The organism is Nocardia sp. NPDC004278, from assembly GCF_053602975.1.
In genome coordinates this window covers 252,716-274,402 of sequence record NZ_JBSGEQ010000008.1, presented here as the reverse complement: position 1 = coordinate 274,402, position 21,687 = coordinate 252,716, and the positions used below count along the sequence as shown (strand labels likewise).

Genomic DNA, 21,687 nt, shown 5'->3' with positions numbered 1-21,687 from the left:
CCACGCGATTTGCGCCGGTTGTCGGAGTCGCTCAGGATTCGGGCAGACCGAGCCGGCGGTAGCGGGTGTGCCGGGACGCGCGCAGTTCGTCCAGCGGTCGGGCGCGCAGACCGGCCAGCTCCTCGGCAATGGCGGCGACCATGCGTCGGGCGAAGTCGACCGGTTCGTCAGCGGCGTCGGGAAATTCGGCGACGATGCGATCGACCACACCGTCGGCGAGCAGATCGGCGGCCCGAATGCCCTGTGCCGCGGCCAACTCCGGGGCGTGGTCGGTGTCGCGGTAGACGATCGCGCTGGCGCCCTCCGGCGGCAGCGGCGCGAGCCAGCCGTGGGTGGCGGCCAGCACGCGGTCGGCCGGGAGCAGGGCCAGTGCACCGCCGCCGGTACCCTGGCCGAGCAGGATCGAGATGGTCGGGGTGTCCAAGGTCACCAGATCCGCTATGCAGCGCGCGATTTCCGGTGCGAGCCCGCGTTCCTCGGCCTCCTTCGACAGCGCCGCGCCGACCGTATCGATCACCAGCACCAGCGGTAGCCGCAACTCCTCAGCAATCGCCATACTGCGCCGTGCCTCCCGCAGCGCGGCCGGTCCCATGGTGTGTTCGCCCTGCTGCCCGGAGCGGTCGTGGCCGAAGACCACGCACGGCTGGCCGCGGAAACGGGCCAGCGCGTGCACGATCGTGCGATCGGATTCGCCCTGGCCGGTGCCGCTGAGCGGCACCCGTTGCGTCACATGGCGCAAAAGGTCACGAATACCTGGCCTGCCGGGACGGCGCGAGATCCGCACCGAATCCCAGGCCGGGACAACGTCATTCGCCTCCGCAGCGGTCGAGTCCACGCGATCCGGCGACGTACCGGTGCCGCGTACCGGTGCCGCCCAACCGGGTTCGGCCGCAACGGGATCCGGCACGCCGCTCAGAACGCTCAAGGCGCGGTGCGCGATCCGGCGGAATACCGGCACCGGCAGCACCCCATCGATCACACCGCTGTGGTACAGATTCTCCGCGACCTGCACGCCTTCCGGAAAATCCCGGCCGTACAACGCTTTATAGACGCGCGGGCCGAGAAACCCGATCAGCGCACCGGGTTCGGCGAAGGTCATATGCCCGAGCGAACCCCAGGACGCGAAGACGCCGCCCATGGTGGGATTGCGCAGATAGACCAGATACGGATGTCCGGCCGCCTTGTGCGCCGCGACCGCACCCGCGATCTTCACCATCTGCACGAAAGCGACTGTGCCCTCCTGCATTCGGGTGCCACCGGAGGTCGGCGACGCGACCAGCGGCAAGCCGAGTTCGGTCGCGCGCTCGACCGCCACGACGATCCGCTCCGCCGCGGCCACACCGATCGAACCCGCCAAAAAACCGAACTCGCAGGCGATTACGGCCACGCGACGGCCGCGCAGCAGACCTTCACCGGTGAGTACGGACTCATCGGTCCCGGCCGTCCGCGCGGCCTTACGCAGATCCTCGCGGTACCGCGGGGACGCGGCCACCGTCACCGGTGGCCGGTCCCAGCTGATATACGAGCCCGAATCGAGCAGTTGCCCGAACAGCTCCCGCGCGGAAATCCTCACCGAGCGAGCTTAGCCACTCGCTCCGCAGGGGCTCAGTAGCCTTGCATGACCTTGCGTAGGGCGTATTCGGTGAGCGAAACCAGCGCCTGCTTGGCGGGCTCGCGACGGCGGGCGTCGATGGACAGGATCGGCACATCCGCAGGCACCGCGAGGGCCTGACGGATGTCCTCGATCGGATACCGCGGTGCGTCGTCGAATTCGTTGAGCGCAACCAGGAACGGCAGGTTGCGCGCCTCGAAGTAGTCGACTGCGGCGAAGCTGTCCTCGAGTCTGCGGGTGTCGACCAGCACCACCGCGCCGATGGCGCCGCGGATCAGGTCGTCCCACATGAACCAGAATCGGTACTGGCCCGGCGTACCGAACAGGTACAACACCAGATCGTCGGCGAGGCTGATCCGGCCGAAGTCCATCGCCACCGTGGTGGTCGACTTCATCGGAATGCCGGTCAGATTGTCGATTCCGGTGCTGGCATTGGTGACCAAAGCCTCGGTGCGCAGCGGAACGATCTCCGAAACTGCACCAACCAACGTGGTCTTGCCAACACCGAAGCCGCCTGCGACGACAATCTTCGCCGAAGTCGGCTTACTGGTGCGGGTATCGACCTGCGCCGTCGAATCAAATACGCCGGAGTCCACTGAGAACCCTTTCGATCAGCTCGCGACGCTCATCGTCGCTGGAATCGTCTTTCAAAGTCGCCGACACTCGCACATGCCCGGCCTCGATGAGGTCGGCCACCAGCACGCGGGCCACCCCAATGGGGATACCCAAACGCGCTGCCACTTCGGCAACGGACGGCGATTCTCTGCACAACTCCACGATGGACGTCTCGATGTTGGTCAGTTCGAACTGCCGCTCCAAGGCGACCGGATGCGATGCGACGAGTGCCTCCAACGCCAACTCGACCGCGGGCCGGGTGCGGCCCGCAGTCAAGGAGTACGGGCGAACGAGGCTGGGCTCGGCGCTCCCCATGCGGTGATCGTCTATGTCCATCCCACCATCAGGAACCCATCGTGACGCGTGGCGTGGCCTGCACCGTCTGACCCACACGTTCGACCAACAGGGCCATTTCGTAACCGACCTGGCCGATATCGCATGACGTATTTGTCAGCACCGCGAGATAGGAGCCGTCGCCGACTGCCATGAGTAGCAGGTAACCGTGCTCCATCTCGACCACCGACTGCAGCACGGTGCCGCCTTCGAATAGGTTCGAGACGCCCACCGAGAGGCTGGCAAGTCCGGCGGTGACAGCCGAGAGCTGTTCGGCGCGGTCCACCGGCAGCTGCGCGCTCGCCGCCATGAGTAGGCCGTCAGCCGAGACCAGGACGGCATGAGCTACGCCAGGAACCTCGTTGGCGAAGTTCGAAACCAGCCAATCCAGCTGACGATTCGTACCACCTAGATCGGGGTTCATCGGTCTCCTTTATCTCCGGTTAGGTTCATTGCCTTCATTGCGCGGCCATCCCGGACGCCCTGCTGGTGACGACTCAAGCTGGACCTGATCGTTTCTGGATCGCGACGCGTCGCGCGATCGGCGTTGCCGTTGACACCACCGGGGACCAGCCTCCCGCCCGGATTGCGTTGCGGCAACCCGGCAGCCGTCTTTGTTTCGTTCTGGGCCTCACTCGCGCGGCGAGCGGCCTGCCATCCTTCGTCACCCGGCGATTCGAAGGATGCCGCCACCTGGGACCGGTCGGTATTCGGATCCGAGAGCCACGCCGACATCATCTCGGCGAAGATCGGGGTGCCGCCCATTACCGAATCAGAATCGACTGCCGGCTGCAACCTGGTCTGGAAGAAAGACGCCGCCTTCTCCGGATCAGGCTTGAAGCTGTGCCGCCCCGGATCGCGCGGTGCGGTCGAGGTTCCGCTCTCGGAGACCGCGGGCACCTCACCGCTCGCCGCGGGCTGGGTCAGACCGCGATCGCGCCGTGGCAGTGCGATACCCGGCGGGACTTCCTGACGCGGCAGTGCGGTCGCACCCGGCTCCCGCTGGGGCAGACCCGGAATGCCCGGCTCCCGCTGCGGGAGAGCATCGCGAGACGGCAAGCCATCGCGAGACGGCAAGCCATCGCGAGACGGCAAGCCATCGCGAGACGGCAAGCCATCGCGAGACGGCAGGCTATCGCGCGACGGCAGGCCATCACGCTGATGCAGACCGTTCGACGGCCGTTGCGGCAAGCCGTTCGGCGTCTCGCGCTGCGGCAGATTCGCCGCGGGCGACTGCCGCTGCGGCAGACCGCCCGACGCCGACTCACGCTGCGGCAGACCACCGGACGCCGACTCACGCTGCGGCAGACCGGTCGAACTCGCATCACGCTGCGGCAGACCACCACCCAAAGCCGACTCACGCAACGGCAGACCACCGGAAGCGGGATCGCGCTGCGGCAGACCCGAGCCGGCATCCCGCTGCGGCAGACCGCTCAGACCCGAATCACGCTGGGGCAGACCGCCCGACGCCGACTCACGCTGCGGCAGACCGGTCGAACCCGCATCACGCTGCGGCAGACCACCACCCAAAGCCGACTCACGCAACGGCAGACCACCGGAAGCGGGATCGCGCTGCGGCAGACCCGAGCCGGCATCCCGCTGCGGCAGACCGCTCAGACCCGAATCACGCTGCGGCAGACCATTCGTCCCGGCCTCCCGCTGCGGCAGACCGCTGGCCCCGGCTTCGCGCTGCGGCAAGCCGTTCGGCGTCTCGCGCTGCGGCAGATTCGCCGCGGGCGACTGCCGCTGCGGCAGACCGGTTACACCCGGCTCACGCTGGGGCAGACCACCCGAAGCCGACTCACGCTGCGGCAAACCCGAACCGGCATCCCGCTGTGGCAGACCCGAACCGGCATCCCGCTGTGGCAAACCCGAACCCGTGTCGCGCGCCGGCAGACCGGTCGCACCGGGCTCACGCTGCGGCAGACCGTTCGAACCCGACGAACGCTGTGGCAGACCGCCAGCACCCTCGCGCGGCGGCACACCATTGGTACCCGGCTGACGCTGCGGCAGACCACCACCGACCGGACCACCCTCGGGCTGCGGCACCCCACTCGTGCCGGGCTGACGCTGTGGCAGACCACCACTATTCAGATTCCGCGGCGGCAGGCCACCACCGGAGATGGTCGGCTCGGCGCCGGGCCGGTTCGGCGGCGGACCGCCAGGAGTGACATTGCGCTTGGGCAGGCTGGCCGCGGCTAGCTTGCCGCGCTGCGGACCGCTCGGCGCCGGTCCCGAGGCGGGGCGCAGGGACGCACCCGACTGTGCCGAATCCTGACGCAGTCCGGAAGATCCCGAGGCCATGGTCGAGCCGGGCGAACGCTGCGGCAGACCACCTGCGGCCGGAATCGGCCCACTCGTCGCGGACGGCGCCGGACTGCTGACCGGAATTGGGCCGCTCACACCGGGATCGACGGTAACCATGACATTGCCGCCCGGCGTCCTGGTGATCGCACGCGTCTGCATCGCCGCCGCAGTCGACGGCCGCTGCGGACCACCGGAGGCAACCTGCGGCGTCGCCGCCTGCGGCATCGCGGTGGTCTGTCCCTGCCCGAGCACAATGAGCTTCATCGGAACATGCACGGTAACCGTGACACCGGGATCCCGCGCAGTATCGAAGGTCGGGCGCAGCCGCACGGTGAGTCCGTGCCGCTCGGCCAGTCGGCCGACCACGAAAAGACCCATGTGCCGGGCGGTATCCGGACCAGGTTCGGCGGTCTGCTCGAGCCGTCGGTTGATATCGGCCATCTCGGCGGGCGGCATACCGATGCCGCGGTCCGCGACCTCGATGAGCATGCCCTGGTCGTGTCCCTGCGCGAAGGTGAACTTCACGTCGGTCTCCGGCGGCGAGGCGCGCAGCGCGTTGTCCAGGAGTTCGGCGAACAGGTGCGCCATATCCGAGGCGGCGGGCTCGACCAGCGAACCACGCGGCGTGGCACCGAGCTTCACCCGTTCGTAGTCCTCGACCTCGGAGATCGCCGCACGCAGCACGTCCGCGATCTCGACCGGCGCGGACTTGCTGCGCCGCTGCCTGGTACCCGCGAGAATCAGCAGGTTATCGCCGTTCCGGCGCATACGAGCCGCGAGATGGTCCAGCCGGAACAGGTTTTCCAGCAGGCGGGGATCCTTCTCGTCGTACTCCATCGCCTCGATCAAGCTGAGCTGGTGGTCGACGAGCGACTTGGAACGCCGGGCCAGGGTTTCGAACATGTCATTGACCTGGGCACGCATCTGCGCCTGGTCACTGGCCAAACGCAGGGCCTGGCCGTGGATGTCGTCGACGGCCCTGGCCAGCTGACCGATCTCCTCGGCACTGCGGATCGGCATCGGTTCCAGCGGCACGTCCTCCGGGGACGCGCCGTTGCGCAGCTGGGCGACCTCGTGCGGCAGATCGCTCTCGGCGACGCGCAGCGCCGCGAGGCGCAGCCGGTGTAGTGGCACGATCATCGAGCGCGCGACGAAGACCGCGAGCAACAGCGCGGCGAGAATGGTCGCGATGACGACCGCGGTGTAGGTCCACGCATCGGTATTGGCCGTGGACACCAGCGCACTCATCGCCGTATCGATGTCCTTGGTCGACTTGTTGACCACGCGCTCGTAGACATCGAGGCTGCCGGTCAGCGAGTTCTTCAGATCACCGACCGGGATCTTGCCGGACTGTGCCTCCGGGCTGGTCAGCAGCGAGATCCGGTTATCGATGCCGGCGCGCAGGTCGGCGATCGAGGAGTCGGCGTCCGGGAAGCGGTGGGCGAGCACGTTGAGCATCGCCCGCTCGGTATTGGCCGCGGTGATCGCGCCCTGCACGCCCGCCGCCGAACCGCGCAGCACCTCGGGGAATGCGGCGACCTCACCGACCAGCGCGGCGCGGGTGTTCAGCGAGTCGACCAGCCGCAGTTTCGCCTGTTCGATGGCTTGGTCGCTGACCTGGCCGACCGTCGACTCGACGATGCGCACACTGTCGTTGCGGACCTTGTCGATCATGCCGATGATTTCGGCCGGTGTCTGCGTCGTGACGTTCTTGCCCTGGGCGCGCACGGCCTTGGCCTGGGTGATCATGCTGTCCAGCGCCGCGCGAGCACCCGCGACACCGTCGACTTTGCCGACCGACTGCTCGGCATCGGCGATGACCTTGTCGAGGTCCGCGAGGTTCTTATCGGACACGATCGACACGTTCGGCATGATCGAAATCATCTGCGAACCCGCCGTCGTCGCCGTCTGCGCACTCAGCGCGGTGACGGCCGGAATCGCCTCGATGTTCCCAGCGGCGGCGTCCAGTCGGTTCGCGTCGGCGAACTCGGTGGTAATCCTGGACACGCCGAGCCCAACTGCGACTGCCAGCGGAACGGCCAAGACCGCCGTAACCTTCCAGCGCAGGTCCCAGTTGCCGAGCGCCCAGCGTTTGCTGCCGGACCTTGCGGCGTCACGCATCTCCCACTCACTTTCCAAACTGGCCCCAACCACGTGCCATCAGCGAACCTAGACAATCGCATGCTGGCTCGACAGGCAGAGCTGGCCGAGGAACTGCGGCTGGCCGAGAAATTGCGTCTACGACGGCCCAAATAAGTGACATCAGATTCTAACGGATCAATAACAGCTTGGGTGACGTTGAGTATGGTTACGGGCCTTGACCTGCCGATAATTGGCAAAACCAAAGGTCGCGGCACCCACCCGGGCGTCGCGTGAAGTCTGCCACAATCGTGCTGATCTATCGAGGCGGGCATCGAGCGAGGCTAGGGAGCACGGTTTTGAGCACTGCATCGCGCAGCGATTCCATGGGGGGTGGTGGTCGGGAGACGGGTGGGCGCACTGCATCGCGCAGCGATTCCACGGGGAGTGGTGGTCGGGAGACGGGGCGGAATGAGTACCGGCCGGTATATCAGACCTCCCTGGTCGATCCCGCCGAGTTCTGGGCCGAGGCGGCGGAGGCGATCGACTGGGAGGTCCCGCCGACCCAGATCGTCGACACCACGGCTCGCGCGATGGCCAGATGGTTTCCGGACGCTCGCCTGAATACCTCCTTCAACGCCCTCGACCGGCATGTGCACGGTGGTGCCGCGTCGAACGAAGTGAGCCGGGCCGATCAGCCCGCACTAATATACGACTCCGCTATGACCGGCACCAGTGGTGTTTTCACCTACGCCGAACTACTCGCGGCGGTTGCCGAATTCGCCGGTGCGATGGTCCGTTTGGGCGTCTCGGCGGGTGACCGCGTCGTCATCTACCTGCCCATGATCCCCGAGGCCGTGATCGCCATGTTGGCCTGCGCCCGCATCGGCGCGGTGCATTCGGTGGTCTTCGGCGGCTTCGCCGCACCCGAACTCGCCGCCCGCATCGACGATGCCGAGCCTGTGCTGATCGTCACTGCCTCGGGCGGCTTGGAGCCGGGTCGGGCGATCGACTATCCGCCGATCGTGCTGCAGGCGCTCGATCTCGCCGAGACCAGCGCGCCACGCCACGTGATCGTGAAACAGCGCCCGCAGTTCCCGACTATCCACTTCCCCGCCCCACAGCCGGCCACCGAATCACTGCCGAGTTCCGCTCAGACCGTCGCGGCGCAATGGCTGGATTGGGACGACGCTGTCCGAGATGCGCCACCCGCCGATCCGGTGCCGGTCGCCGCGACCGATCCGCTCTACATCCTCTACACCTCGGGCACCACCGGGAAGCCGAAGGGCGTGGTCCGCGACAACGGCGGACATGCGGTCGCGCTGGCCTGGTCCATGCGCAATATCTATGACGTCGGTCCCGGCCAGGTGATGTGGACTGCCTCCGATGTGGGCTGGGTGGTCGGCCACTCCTACATCGTCTACGCGCCGCTGCTGGTCGGCGCGACAACGCTGCTCTACGAAGGCAAGCCGGTCGGCACTCCGGACGCGGGTGCGTACTGGCGGGTGGTCGCAGAGCACAACGTCCGGGTGCTGTTCACCGCGCCGACCGCGCTGCGCGCCATCCGCAAGGCCGATCCCGATGCCGAGCTGGCGCACAGCTACGACCTGTCCGGCCTGCGCGCGCTGTTCTGCGCCGGGGAGCGCCTCGATCCGGCCACCTACGAGTGGGCCAGCGAAGTATTGCTCGCCGACCGGACGGACTGCCCGGTGGTCGACCACTGGTGGCAGACCGAGACCGGCTGGCCGATCTGCGCGAATCTGCTCGGCCTGCAACAGCTTCCGATCAAGGCGGGTTCGGCGTCGGTGCCGGTCCCCGGCTACCGGCTGCGGGTGCTCGACGCCGAGGGCAATCCGGTCGCGCCGGGTACCGAGGGCAATATCGTCATCGGGCTACCACTACCGCCCGGCACACTGACCGGGCTATGGCGCGACGAAGAGCGCTTCCAGCGTTCCTATATGTCGGCATTTCCCGGCCACTACCTCACCGGCGACTCCGGATACTTCGATGAGGACGGCTACCTCTACGTGCTCGGTCGCAGTGACGACGTGATCAATATGGCCGGGCACCGGCTCTCGGCTGGCAGCATCGAGGCCGCCATCGCGGGACATGCCGCGGTCGCCGAATGCGCGGTGATCGGGCTGCCCGATGAACTCAAGGGCCAGCGGCCGATCGCATACGTGGTGCTCAAATCCGGCGTCGAAATCGATCCGGAGCGCCTCCGCGAGGAACTGGTCGCCCGGGTGCGCGAGCAGGTCGGTGCGATCGCCACCCTGCACGACGCCGTCATCGTTTCCGCACTGCCCAAGACCCGATCGGGCAAGATCCTGCGCAAGACCCTCCGCCAGATCACCGCGGGCGATACCTACGAGGTGCCGTCCACCATCGAAGACCCCTCGGTGTTGGCCGCACTGGAAGTGCAGATCCGGGCCAGCCGTCTGCAGGAGTCGGGACCCGAAGCCGTCGCCCCGAACGGCGATCCCATTGTGCCGTCATAACTTTGCGGCACCGCGGCGTTACACCCCTTAGGGAATCCTCAGGGATAGCTCACACCTGTGCCAGCGCTGGGCAATAGCGTCTGATGCGCTGGACCACAGCACTGATCGAAGACGTAGACCCGTAGATCTGGAGGCACAGATGAAACTCTTCCGCAGTCGCCCGGCCGTCGCCGCGCTCGCCGTAGGCGCAACGGCCAGTGTGGCCGTGTTGCTCTCCCCGGCCATCGCAGCCGCGGATCCGATGACACTGGCCGGGCCGCTGCTGAGTTCCGACTGCACCTTCGCGCAGGTCGATGCGGCGCTGCACGCCAAAGCACCGCAACTGGCGGCGATGCTCGACGCCAATCCGACCCAGAAGGCCGAACTGCAGCGCAAGTTCGACCAACCAGTCGAGCAGCGCCGCGCTGAACTCCAGGCAATGATCAACGAGAACCCGGACGCCGCGAAGGATGCGGAGAACGATCCGCGCGCCAACAGTCTGGCGGCAACCATCCGCACGGTGGCCGAGACCTGCCACAACTACTGACGGCCGTCCGACACGCCGAGCTGACTCCCCGGATACCGACCGGCCGACCGGTCCGGCAAGCACATGGGTAACTCGCCGGGTACGCCCGACAATGCCGAGGCACCCACTGCGGGACCTGCCTCAAAACATGGGAACACCTGCTGGTATGGCCGGAATATCCGGGGAGCTGGGGGAGCAGAATGAACGATGTGACCATCGAACGCAGCGCAAACCCGACCGTCCTTGTCGTCGACGATGACGAGGACGTACTCGCATCGGTCGAGCGCGGGCTGCGCCTGTCCGGCTTCCAGGTTCGGGTCGCCAGGGACGGCGCCGAGGCGCTGCGCAGCGTGACCGAGCAGGCGCCGGACGCGGTGGTGCTCGATATGAATATGCCGGTGCTCGACGGCGCGGGCGTGGTGACGGCATTGCGCGCACTCGGCAATGACGTCCCGATCTGCGTGCTCAGCGCCCGCGCCTCCGTCGACGACCGGATCTCCGGACTGGAATCCGGTGCCGACGACTATCTGACCAAGCCGTTCGTGCTGGCCGAATTGGTAGCGCGGATAAAGGCTTTGCTGCGCCGCCGCTCGGACGCCCCGGCCTCGGCCACCCCCGGCGCGATCGCGGTCGGACCGCTCGAGGTCGATGTCGCCGGATACCGCGCACTGCTGAACGGGCGCGAAATCGAGCTCACCAAGCGCGAATTCGAACTGCTGTCCACCCTGGCGCGCAATGCGGGCGTGGTGCTGAGCCGCGAGCGGCTGCTGGAATTGGTGTGGGGCTACGACTTCGCCGCCGATACCAACGTCGTCGATGTCTTCGTCGGATATCTGCGGCGCAAGCTGGAGGTGGAGCGCACGCCCCGGCTCCTGCACACCGTCCGCGGCGTCGGGTTCGTGCTGCGAGCGCCCAAGTGAGTGCGCCATGACACCGACGCCCCAGCTGACCTCCGGCCCAGCGACTCCCGCAAAACGGCGGCGGCGCACATTCTCGCTGCGTACTCGGGTGGCCGGAGCGGCCGCGGTCGGGGCGATCATCATTGTCACGATCATCGGTCTGCTCTCCTCACAGGCCATCGAGCGCAATAATCTGGCCCAGACCGATCAGCAGCTGACCATCGCATCGCGGCTGGTGCTGATCGATTCGGTGCTTGCCGTCGGTGTGCTCGGTCTGGTCGGTCCGACCTATGACATGGCGGTGACGGTCCGCGATAACAACACGATCGTGGCGAGCACACCCATTCGCCTGCCCGAACAGCCGATCGGATCGCATTCGGTCACCGTGAACGGCACGCCGTTCCGCGTGCTCACCACCACCGAGAACCAGCCAGCGGGACGGGTTGTCTCGCTGGGCATTCCGGCCACCGACGCGGCACGGGCAACCGCCGAGCAACAACGCTGGGTGCTGGCCGGAGCCGGATTGGCGATCGCCACCGCGGCCGCACTCGGCTGGCTGCTCGCGGGCCGTGCGGTGCGCCCGATCGTCGATCTGACCCGACAGGTCGGCGCGCGCAGCGGATATCGCGATCCGGACAATCCACAGGCGCCGGTCGACGGATCCGGAGTCAGGGAGGCGGAAAAACTCGCCGAGGCGGTGAACACCCTGCTACAGCGGGTGGATCAGGCGCAGAGCGAAACCGCCGCCGCACTGGAAACCGCAAGGGATTTCGCGGCCGTATCCGCACATGAACTGCGCACACCCCTCACCGCGATGCGCACCGATCTCGAGGTGCTGCGCACCCTCGATCTGGACGAGGCGCAGCGCGCCGAAATCCTCGCCGACGTGCAGCGCAGCCAGGGCCGCGTCGAAACCACCTTGGCCGCACTGGAACGTCTGGCCTCCGGCGATCTGACGCATGAGCGCGATCATGTAGCAACCGACGTCGGCGATCTGTGCGATCAAGCCGCGCACGATGCCATGCGGCACTTCCCGGGACTGAGCGTACGCATCGATACCGATGCCGAACTGATCACCCGCGGCCTGCCCGCCGGACTGCGGCTGGCGGTGGACAATGCCCTGGCCAACTCGGTCAAACACGGCAGTGCCACCGAGGCAGTGGTCTCCGCGCACCGAATCCCCAATGGCCACATACTGATCACCATCGACGACAATGGCCGCGGCATTCCCGTCGAGGAGCGCACCGCCGTCTTCGAACGATTCTTCCGCGGCAGTCAGGCCAGTAAGGGCGGATCCGGACTCGGCCTCGCCCTCGTCGCCCAACAGGCCCAATTACACGGCGGCCGCGCCTACTTCGATGACAGCCCACTCGGCGGCGCACGTTTGGTGCTCGAACTACCGGAGCGCAGTACCGAGGCCTGACCGAGCCGAAAACGCAAACCGGCCCGGGATGCGGCCGACGACAATTGCCGCCGTTGCGCTGCCCGGGCCGGTTCGCCGAGTAAGAAGTCCTACTTCGGCGGCGCGGTGACCTTGACCGGCTTACCCCACGCCGACAGCGTCACCTTGATGGTGCCCGGATCCCGCTTGACCACTGCCTGAACCAGATTCGGGCCGGTGCCGGGCGAGGCCGCCTGCGACGGCAGCGCCGATGCCGAACCCGACGGCGGCGCGACATCCGCGATCCACAGGGTGATCGGGAACGTACCGGCCGGGTCACCCGACTTGGGCACGATGGGATCGATCACCGAGGAGTCGATGGTGCCGGACACCTTCACGGTGTCGGTGCCATCGAGCTTTTCCCGACCTTCCACCTTGGGGTTCTTCACCTGGGCAACGAGGTTGGCCAGACCCTTGTCCTTGTCCAGGATTACGCCCGGGTCGTAGATCTGTTCGGCCGAACCCACTTTGGCGTAGGCGGAGGAACCACCGGTCTGCGCGTACATCACCTTGTCGACGACCAGGAACTTGGCCTGGATGAAGTCGGCCTCGGGCTTGGTCCGCACCTTCGCCTCACCGATCGCCTGACCGGCGCCCTGCGGCTGGTTGGTCACATCCGCCGAAACGGTCTCGACCGGGAGGTTGGTGAGGTTGTCCACCTTCAGATTCAGGTGCACGGCCTGCAGAGTCTGGGTAGTTCTGGCGGACTCCTGCACGATCTGCGCCGCATCGGGCAGTTGGCCCGAAGGCGGTGCAGACGAAGTGGTGGACTTCGAGTCGGAGCTGGAGCTGCAACCCGTCACCAGTGCCGCGAACACGGACGCCGCGACCACGGCGGGCACGAGTCCCGGTCGGCGAAGCCGGATTCGGTGCGAGGTGCGTGCTCGCGCTGTCAGGTCACTCAATGTTCTGCCCCCAGAAGAGTGCGAGGTCGATACGACCGGTTGGTATGACGGGGACAGCTGGTGCTGCCGCCCGATGTAGTGCAGCATTTCGCCCGCCAGATTAGCCTGTCCCGCAGGCCAACTCGACCCCGTTCGCAGGCGAAGTCGAGGCGAGCCGCACACACTGCGGGTGACGACGTTACCCTTGGTGCGGTCTTCTCGCAGAGATCGGGGGGAATCCGATGCGAAAGTAACCGGGTTAAGGGATTGTTTGGTGAGATGTAAGGCACTGGAAGCACGATGCTGCCATGAACGTTCAGGCAGTGCGTGCGACTTTGGCGGGACATCCGGTTCACCGGATGAAGCGACCCCGCGCCTGTCCGCGATACACGCCATAACCCCGGGGCCGACAACGGCCACCGAACCGCGGATCAGACACGGAGGAATGCGATGACGAACAGCCGACCAGAAGCGGAGGAGCGGGACTTCCGTAGACCGCCCGGGCCGCCTCCTGGTGGCCCGCGGATCTCAAATGTGTGGGTATACAACGGAAAAGCCTACGATCTGAGCGACTGGATCTCCAAGCATCCCGGCGGCGAGTTCTTCATCGGGCGAACGAAAAATCGCGACATCACCTCCATCATCGGGTCCTACCATCGCGATCCGGAACGCATCGGACGAATGCTCGAGCGATATGCGCTCGGCCGCGACGCATTGCCCGAGGACATCCATCCGAAGAACAATGCACCGGATTTCTTGTTCAAAGAAGGCTTCGACAGCTGGCAGGACACCCCGAAGTACCGATTCGACAATAAGGATGATCTGCTCCACCAGGTAAAGGCGCGGTTGAAAGAACCGCAGCTGGCCGCGCGCCTGCGGCGCATGGACACGATCTTCAACATCGTGGTCGCGGTGCTGGCCGTCGCGTACTTCGCGGTCCAGGGGTTGCGCCTGTTCGAGCGCAGTTGGATGCCGTTGCCGGTCTTCGTGATCGCGATGGTGCTGCTGCGCAGTTCGCTGGCCGGATTCGGCCACTACGCGATCCACCGGGCGCAAAAGGGCCTCAACAAGATCTACACGAACACCTTCGATTTCAATTACGTGGCACTGGCTTTCGTCACGGCGGACGGCCACGCACTGCTGCACCACCCGCACACCCAGAGTGAAGTCGATATCAAGAAGAACGTCTTCACCATGATGATGCGGGTGCCGCGGCTATACCGTGTGCCAATTCACACCCTGCACAAATTCGGTCACACAGTGACCGGCATGACGATTCGACTGCTCGATGTCTGCCGACTCACCCGAAAAGTCGGCATCAAGGACATGTACGGAACGTGGGGCGGAGCACTGCCACACTTCATCGGATCGTTCGGGGTGCGCGCACTACTGCTCGGCGAGTTGGTGGTATTCACCCTCGCGGGCGATTTCTGGGCCTGGGCACTGCAATTCGTGGTGACGCTGTGGATCAGCACCTTCCTGGTTGTCGCGAGTCATGATTTCGAAGTGGAGACCGAGGAACTCCCCGCACCCGATACCGAGGACTGGGCCGTCAACCAAGTGGAGCAGGCCTACGACCTGAAGGTAATCGGAAACCGTTATATCGACTGTTTTCTGGCGGCGGGTCTGAGTTCACACCGCGTACATCACGTGCTGCCGTTCCAGCGCAGCGGATTCGCCAATATCGCCACCGAGGACGTATTGCGCGAGGAGGCGGCGAAATTCGGGGTCGAATGGCTGCCTGCCAAGAGCTTCTTCGTCGATCGGTTCCCGAAGCTCTGCCGCACCTACCTGCTGTCGCCCTCACGCGAGGCCGAGGAACGGAACTGGGGCTTCATCCGCGAGCACTTCGCGCCGGGAGCACTGAAGACATGCGTGGTCTACACAGCACAGGGGTTCACCGGAATCGGCACGGTCTGAACCGATTCCGCTGACCGATCGACCGATCGAGCCGCCCCCCGACGGCGGCGCCGATCACCATTTTCACAAGAAACGGGGAGAATTTCGTGTCTATCAGCATCGATGAGGGAACGTCGGCGGCTCGCCAGGGGAACGAGCACGGCCACAACCTCGCCGAATACGGGCTGCCACCGGCGCCGCCGACCACGGTCGGCGTGATCGAGAGCATTGCGACCGGAGCGCCGAGTCGGCATATCGCTCAGGACGATGCCGCCGACCGGGTCGCCGAGCTGTTCACCGATCCGCAGCAGCGGGCGCGGATCTCGCGGGTCTACCAGAAGACCAAGATCGACACCCGGCGCATGGTCGTCGATCCGCTCGATCCCGAATTCCTGCCGTTCAGTAGGGATCCCGGCACGATCCGGGACCGGATGAACCTGTACTACCGGCACGCGGTGCCGCTGGCCGTCGATGTCGCCGGACGCGCACTCGCCGGAATCGAGGACGCGGCGGCGGAAATCGGATTGCTCGTCTTCGTGACCAGCACCGGTTTCATCGCCCCCGGCGTCGACGTCGCCGTGGTGAAGCAGCTCGGGCTGTCGCCGTCGGTGGGTCGGGTCGTGGTGAACTTCATGGGGTGCGCGGCCGCCATGAACGGCATTCGCACTGCCGTGGATTATGTTCGGGCGCATCCGGATAAGAAGGCCATGGTGGTGTGCCTCGAGCTCAGCTCGGTGAATGCGGTCTTCGACGACAATGTCAACGATGTGATCATCCACAGCCTGTTCGGGGACGGATGCGGGGCGGTCGTCATCGGCGCTGGTCGGGTCCAGCAGCCGCTGGCCCCCGGCAAGGTGGTGATTCGGGACAGCTTCAGCCAGCTGTTCGACGGCGCGGAGGACGGCATCGTGCTCGGCGTCAATCACAATGGCATCACCTGCGAGTTGTCGGAGAATCTGCCCCGGTACATCTATTCCGGGGTCGATCCCGTGGTCACCGATATCCTGCGCCGCAATGGTCTGCAGAAGTCCGATATCGATCTGTGGGCGATCCATCCGGGTGGGCCCAAGATCATCGAGGAGTCCGTGCATTCGCTGGGAATCGCACCGGAGCGGGCGGCGCTGAGCTGGGATGTGCTGGCGAAGTTCGGCAATATGCTGAGCGTGTCGCTGATCTTCGTGCTGGAACAAATGATTCAGCAGGAGGCGGCGAAGCCGATCTCGACCGGTGTGGCGTTCTCCTTCGCCCCGGGGGTCACCCTCGAAGGCATGATCTTCGACATCATTCGCCGGTAGCGCACCGGCATCAGGAGCACAGCAACCATGCAACTCATCCGATTCCTCATCTCGATCTCCTGGATGCGGATCGCGTCCGTCATTGCCGCTGGCCTCATCTGCGGTGCGGCCAATACCTATCTGGTGACACTTATCCGGGGTGTCGTGTCACCGGAACCGCATCCGAATGTCAACCTGCAGAACTTCGCCCTGACCGGCCTGGTCATTCTGGTCAGTGGCGTCGCATCGCAAGTGCTGCTGATCCGCCTGGCCCAGGATGCGATCTACCGGCTGCGCGCGGATCTGAGTTCGGGGATCGTCGCGGCTCCGCTCGAGCATTTGGAACGCCTCGGCATGCATCGCCTGATGGCGACGCTCACCGAGGATGTGCGCTCGCTGTCGCAGGCGGTGACCGCCATCCCGAGCATCTGCATCGATGTGGCCACCATCATCGGCTGCTTCGTCTTCCTCCTGGTGGTCTCGGGTCCGCTCTTCGCGGTCACGGTGGCAGGCACGCTGCTCGGGATCGCCTGTGTAGAGCTGATTCTCGGGCGGGTGCGCAAGGTCTACCGCGAGGCGCGCGAGAACGAAGACGCGCTGCTGCGGTCGTACCAGGCCGTGACGCTCGGCATCAAAGAGTTGAAGCTGCATCGTGGGCGGCGCCGGGACTTCATGGATCGGCATCTGCTCGGTTCGGCCGCGACACTGCGCGCGCAGAACGTGGATGCCGGATCCAAATTCTCAGTGGCACAGGGATTCGGGCAGGCGCTGCAACTGGGCACCATGGCGCTGATTCTGTTCGTACTGGTGGCGCCGCTGGATCTGTCGCGCGATGTCATGGTCGGCTACGTCCTGGTGACGACCTTCCTGGCGATGCCGATGCAGAACTTCATGCACCGCATCCCGGACCTGCTGCGCGGCGATGTGGCGCTGGCGAAGATCCGGGCCATGAACCTGTCCATGCGGACCATGCACAACGAGGAACAGCTGCCGTTCACGGAACGTCCCGTCGTCGACGAGGCACGGCTGGTGCTGACGAATGTGAGCTACAGCTATCGGATGGAGCCGCCGCCGTTTCCGCCCGCTCCCGGTGCACCGCCGCCTGGTCCGGGTATACCGCCGCCGGGTCCCGGCGCACCCGGCCGTGGTGCGCATCCGCCCGGCCGTGGTCCACGCCCCGGCGGGCCGCGACCGGACGTCAACGGCCATCGGTTCGTCGACCACAGCGGGCACGACAATCGGCCGGTACCACTCGGGCCGCCGCCGGAAACGGGCAACGGCGAGTCCGGATTCCGGCTCGGCCCGCTCGACCTGGTCTTCGAACCCGGGCAGATCACCTTCATCGTCGGTGGTAACGGCAGCGGCAAATCCACACTGGCCAAGCTGATCACGGGCCTGTACGTGCCGCAGTCGGGGACGCTGTCGCTCAATGGCGAGCCGATCGACCACGAGAACATCGAGTGGTTCCGGCAGAACTCCTCGGCGATCTTCACCGACTTCCACCTGTTCGAGGAGTACCTCGGCTTCGATCGGCCGGGACTCGACAGTGAAGTGCGCCGCTATCTCGAGGAATTGCAGATCGCGCACAAGGTGACCGTGCAGGACGGGCGGTTATCCACCATCGATCTGTCCCAAGGCCAACGCAAACGGCTCGCGCTGTTGACCGCCCTGCTCGAGGACCGACAGCTTTATGTCTTCGACGAATGGGCCGCCGATCAGGAGCCCAAGTTCCGCGATGTCTTCTATCGGGAGATCCTCGTCGACCTCAAAAGGCGCGGGAAGACCGTCATTGTGATCACCCACGACGACCGGTACTTCGATTGCGCCGACCAGTTGGTCAAGCTCGATTTCGGCCGAATGGTCGATGCGAAACCGGTCGAGGAGCACACCGGCCTCGAGCTTTCGTGACCCGAATTCTCCTGCTGCCCTTACCGAACTCTCAGAGTTCGGCCAACGTTGAGGCCATCGCGGACCTCTAGGGTCTGCAGTTGTGACTGAGCGTAGCGAAGGAACCAAAGACACAGCATCGCCGATCACGGCGGAGCCGAGCGCTAGCGAGGCGCAGTTGTGATCGGCAGGCGCGCCCACTGGGCCCTGCTCGCCGTTGCCGTTCTCACCGCAGGGGCGCTCGGAAGTGCCATCACCGCATGCACAAGATCGTCCAGCGCACCGAGCGGTATCGCCTTGGTGAACGCCGATACCGGACCGACCGGTGCCCGCATCGCACAGGGGCTGCAGCAGGAGGGCGGCGGTTACGAGTGGACCGTCGGCAAACCCGGTGAAATCAATGCCGACGACTACGCGGCGGTGATCACCCTGCCCGCCGATCTGACCGAATCCATGGGCACGCTGGCGAGCGGACAGCCGAAACGGGCCAAGGTCACGGTGGATACGCATAGGGGCGCCGATGCGAACCTGGTGAACGGTGCGGTGAATGCCGTGACGCACCGGGTCGGTGCGGCCGGAGTCGACGCCGCCCTCGCCGCGGTCGCGCAGGCGCGCACGCAGATGACCTCGGTGCAGTTCACCACCCAACTGCTCAATGCCGGGGTGAATGCCGCCGCGGCGGGCGCCGATCAGTTCAGCTCGGGCGCGGATCAGCTGCTCGGCTTCCTGAGTTTCGCCAAGGCGGGGTCGGCACAGCTGACTTCGGCCATCGCGCTGCTGAATTCGACCGTCTCCGGCGCGGCAGCACAGGCGAATCAGCTTGCCTCGGCTCTGGATTCGACCGGTGTCACGATCGGACAGGTCCAGCAGACCGCGAATACGGTCAGCGGCGGACTCGATCAGATCCTGCCACTGCTGCGCGCACTCCCCTTCGCCGGTGATCCACAGGTGGCCGACATCATCGGGAAACTCGAAGGGCTACGCAATGTTTCGGGCCAGGCCGGATCCCAGCTGAGCGGTCTCGGCGAGCTGGTCGGCAGCGCCGTCGATCCGAGCACCGATCTCGGCACCCTGCTGCGCACCGTCGTCGACCGGTTGACCGGTGCCAGCGCGCAATTGGCCGAGGGTGCCAAACTCGCCGAGGGCCTGCCCCAACTCGCCGATCAGGGCGGCGCCCAATTGGTCAGCGCCATCGGCCAACTCACCGGCGGTGTCACCCAGCTCCAGCAGATCGTGAGCAACCTCAGCACCCAAACCGATAAGGCCGTCGCAGCCCTGCCCCAGCGCAGCGGCGCCCAGCAGTCAGCACTAGCCCTAGCACTCACCGATCCGGTCGAGATCGTTCACAACTGATGCGTCCGGATACCATCGAGAAACGGATTGTGGCCCGTGCTCCATCAATTGGAACACGGGCCACATAAGCGAGCCACCACGGAGCGAGTCTTACGAGCGACCGTTCGCGGCCCGTCTCGCGTCCGAGTCGTCGAAGCGCATGCGCCGCAGGCACGAACCTCGACCACCGGGCGGTGCACCTCGGGCGCCGAACTGCCCGCTCGAGGCGACCACAAGGGAGCGAGTCTTACGAGCGACGTTCGCAGCGCCGCAGGCGCTGCAATTAGACAGAGCCTAGTTCGCGTCCAGCAGGTCGATCACGAAGACCAGGGTCTTGCCCGAGAGGTGGTGGCCGGCACCGGCCGGGCCGTAGGCCAGCTCCGGCGGAATGGTCAGCTGGCGGCGGCCGCCGACCTTCATGCCCGGAATGCCGTCCTGCCAGCCCTGGATCAGGCCGCGCAGCGGGAAGCTGATGGACTCACCGCGCTTCCAGGACGAGTCGAACTCCTCGCCGCTGTCGAATTCCACACCGACGTAGTGCACCTCGACGACGCCACCCGGCACCGCTTCCTTACCCTCACCGATGGTGAGGTCCTTGATCACCAGCTCGGTGGGCGCGGGGCCCTCCTGGAATTCGATCTCCGGCTTGGTCATTCGGCTATCCCCTCTGATAGGTGACGGTGGATTGGACGGAAAAAACTAACGCCCGCTGATCTCGTGGTAGTCACGGTGACCGTAACCGGTGTAGATCTGACGCGGGCGGCCGATCTTCAACGGCTCGCGGTGCATTTCGCGCCAGTGCGCGATCCAGCCCGGCAGTCGGCCCATCGCGAACAGCACGGTGAACATGCGGGTCGGGAAGCCCATGGCCTTGTAGATGACGCCGGTGTAGAAGTCGACGTTCGGGTACAGCTGACGCGAGATGAAGTACTCGTCGGTGAGCGCGGCCTCTTCGAGAGACTTTGCGATATCGAACAATTCGTCATCGCCGCCGAGCTTGGACAGGATGGTGTCGGCGTGCTTCTTGGCGATCGAGGCACGCGGGTCGTAGTTGCGGTAGACGCGGTGCCCGAAGCCCATGAGCTTCACGCCGTCTTCCTTGTTCTTGACCTTGCGGATGAATTCCTTGACATTGCCGCCCTCGGCCTTGATGCCGTCCAGCATCTCCAGCACGGCCTGGTTGGCGCCACCGTGCAGCGGGCCCCACAGCGCGTTGATACCGCCGGAGACGGAGGTGAACAGGTTGGCGTCCGAGGAGCCGACCAGGCGCACGGTCGAGGTGGAGCAGTTCTGCTCGTGATCGGCGTGCAGGATGAGCAGCATGTCGAGGGCGGCGGCGATCTCCGGATCGACCTCGTAGGGTTCGGCCGGGAAGCCGAAGGTCATCCGCAGGAAGTTCTCCACCAGGCTCAGCGAGTTGTCCGGGTAGAGGAAGGGCTGGCCGACCGACTTCTTGTACGAGTAGGCCGCGATGGTGGGCAACTTGGCCAATAGTCGGATGGTCGATAGCTCGACCTGTTCGGGATCGCGCGGGTCCAGCGAATCCTGGTAGTACGCCGAGAGCGCGTTCACCGCGGAGGACAGCACCGGCATCGGGTGCGCGTTGCGCGGGAAGCCGTCGAAGAACCGCTTGAGATCCTCGTGCAGCAGGGTGTGGCGGCGGATCCGGTCGGTGAACTCGTCCAACTGCGCCTGGGTCGGCAGCTCGCCATAGATCAGCAGGTAGCTGACCTCGATGAAGTTCGAGGACTCCGCGAGCTGGTCGATCGGATAGCCGCGGTAGCGCAGGATGCCCGCTTCGCCGTCGATGTAGGTGATCGCCGACTTGGTCGGCGCGGTGTTCATGAATCCGGGGTCGTACGTCACATACCCGGTGCTGGCCAGCATTTTGCCGAGGTCGATGCCGTCATTGCCTTCGTTGGCTTCGGCGATCGTCATGGCGTATTCGCCGCCGGGGTAACTCAGCACCGGCTTGGCGTCGTTGATGTGGTCTTTTTCGGGCACGGAAGGATCCCTCTCAGGCTAGGACCGTCGGCATCGGGGTGCGGTCGGCACGGCGGTGCTCTCACGTAGACGCTAGTCGCTGCTCGCACGGCCCGAGAACGAGGGTGCCCAGCGACCG

Annotated in this window: 16 protein-coding genes; 8 read left to right on the top strand and 8 right to left on the bottom strand. The window is 65.8% G+C overall.

The genetic code is table 11. The features are described from left to right. Window positions 1–31 precede the first annotated feature (31 nt). From ACWEO2_RS15550 to ACWEO2_RS15530, 5 genes are read right to left on the bottom strand one after another with little or no spacing between them, the layout of a single operon-like run. On the bottom strand, window positions 32–1,573 hold the full coding sequence (locus ACWEO2_RS15550; RefSeq protein WP_452405873.1) for a carboxyl transferase domain-containing protein: 1,542 nt from the start codon (window positions 1,571–1,573) through the stop codon (window positions 32–34). A gap of 32 nt (window positions 1,574–1,605) precedes the next feature. Beyond that, on the bottom strand, window positions 1,606–2,208 hold the full coding sequence (locus ACWEO2_RS15545) for a GTP-binding protein (RefSeq protein WP_174414979.1): 603 nt from the start codon (window positions 2,206–2,208) through the stop codon (window positions 1,606–1,608). Then, window positions 2,189–2,563, bottom strand: coding sequence for a DUF742 domain-containing protein (locus tag ACWEO2_RS15540; RefSeq protein WP_040686485.1), 375 nt, complete (start codon window positions 2,561–2,563; stop codon window positions 2,189–2,191). Before ACWEO2_RS15540 ends, ACWEO2_RS15545 begins: the two co-directional genes overlap by 20 nt. 7 nt (window positions 2,564–2,570) lie before the next feature. After that, a complete protein-coding gene (locus tag ACWEO2_RS15535; RefSeq protein WP_011207200.1) occupies window positions 2,571–2,984 on the bottom strand; it encodes a roadblock/LC7 domain-containing protein in 414 nt (137 codons plus the stop codon). Continuing rightward, window positions 2,981–6,988, bottom strand: coding sequence for an ATP-binding protein (locus ACWEO2_RS15530; protein ID WP_452405872.1), 4,008 nt, complete (start codon window positions 6,986–6,988; stop codon window positions 2,981–2,983). The genes ACWEO2_RS15535 and ACWEO2_RS15530 overlap by 4 nt, the downstream gene beginning before the upstream one ends. A 344-nt stretch (window positions 6,989–7,332) precedes the next feature. On the opposite strand from ACWEO2_RS15530, the gene ACWEO2_RS15525 reads away from it, so the two are divergent. The 4 genes from ACWEO2_RS15525 to ACWEO2_RS15510 all read left to right on the top strand — a co-directional run bounded on the left by ACWEO2_RS15525 (window position 7,333) and on the right by ACWEO2_RS15510 (window position 12,271). Then, window positions 7,333–9,444, top strand: coding sequence for an AMP-binding protein (locus tag ACWEO2_RS15525; RefSeq protein WP_452405934.1), 2,112 nt, complete (start codon window positions 7,333–7,335; stop codon window positions 9,442–9,444). 139 nt (window positions 9,445–9,583) lie between these two features. Beyond that, on the top strand, window positions 9,584–9,970 hold the full coding sequence (locus ACWEO2_RS15520) for a hemophore-related protein (RefSeq protein WP_452405871.1): 387 nt from the start codon (window positions 9,584–9,586) through the stop codon (window positions 9,968–9,970). Window positions 9,971–10,149: 179 nt separating this feature from the next. Beyond that, complete coding sequence (locus ACWEO2_RS15515) at window positions 10,150–10,869, top strand: response regulator transcription factor (protein WP_354959187.1); 720 nt, start codon at window positions 10,150–10,152, stop codon at window positions 10,867–10,869. Between the two features lie 7 nt (window positions 10,870–10,876). Further along, the gene (locus ACWEO2_RS15510) at window positions 10,877–12,271 is read left to right on the top strand and encodes a sensor histidine kinase (RefSeq protein WP_452405870.1); all 1,395 of its coding nucleotides are present in this window, start codon (window positions 10,877–10,879) and stop codon (window positions 12,269–12,271) included. Between the two features lie 89 nt (window positions 12,272–12,360). Here the strand turns inward: ACWEO2_RS15510 and ACWEO2_RS15505 are convergent, their stop codons facing one another. Continuing rightward, a complete protein-coding gene (locus ACWEO2_RS15505; RefSeq protein WP_452405869.1) occupies window positions 12,361–13,194 on the bottom strand; it encodes an LppX_LprAFG lipoprotein in 834 nt (277 codons plus the stop codon). 429 nt (window positions 13,195–13,623) lie between these two features. Between ACWEO2_RS15505 and ACWEO2_RS15500 the strand changes: the two genes are divergently transcribed. From ACWEO2_RS15500 to ACWEO2_RS15485, 4 genes are all read left to right on the top strand, one after another. Further along, window positions 13,624–15,093, top strand: coding sequence for a cytochrome b5 domain-containing protein (locus tag ACWEO2_RS15500; protein ID WP_452405868.1), 1,470 nt, complete (start codon window positions 13,624–13,626; stop codon window positions 15,091–15,093). A gap of 86 nt (window positions 15,094–15,179) precedes the next feature. Then, window positions 15,180–16,367 carry a type III polyketide synthase gene (locus ACWEO2_RS15495; RefSeq protein WP_452405867.1) on the top strand — a complete coding sequence of 396 codons (1,188 nt, stop codon included), beginning with the start codon at window positions 15,180–15,182 and terminating at the stop codon, window positions 16,365–16,367. Between the two features lie 27 nt (window positions 16,368–16,394). Beyond that, window positions 16,395–18,254, top strand: coding sequence for an ATP-binding cassette domain-containing protein (locus ACWEO2_RS15490; RefSeq protein WP_452405866.1), 1,860 nt, complete (start codon window positions 16,395–16,397; stop codon window positions 18,252–18,254). 159 nt (window positions 18,255–18,413) lie between these two features. Beyond that, on the top strand, window positions 18,414–19,586 hold the full coding sequence (locus ACWEO2_RS15485) for a hypothetical protein (RefSeq protein ID WP_452405865.1): 1,173 nt from the start codon (window positions 18,414–18,416) through the stop codon (window positions 19,584–19,586). A gap of 273 nt (window positions 19,587–19,859) precedes the next feature. On the opposite strand, the gene ACWEO2_RS15480 is transcribed toward ACWEO2_RS15485, so the two are convergent. Next, window positions 19,860–20,219: an FKBP-type peptidyl-prolyl cis-trans isomerase gene (locus ACWEO2_RS15480; protein ID WP_354961512.1), complete on the bottom strand. Its 360-nt coding sequence runs from the start codon at window positions 20,217–20,219 to the stop codon at window positions 19,860–19,862. A 45-nt stretch (window positions 20,220–20,264) separates the two neighbouring features. After that, a complete protein-coding gene (locus tag ACWEO2_RS15475) occupies window positions 20,265–21,569 on the bottom strand; it encodes a citrate synthase (RefSeq protein ID WP_355179957.1) in 1,305 nt (434 codons plus the stop codon). Window positions 21,570–21,687 lie beyond the last annotated feature (118 nt).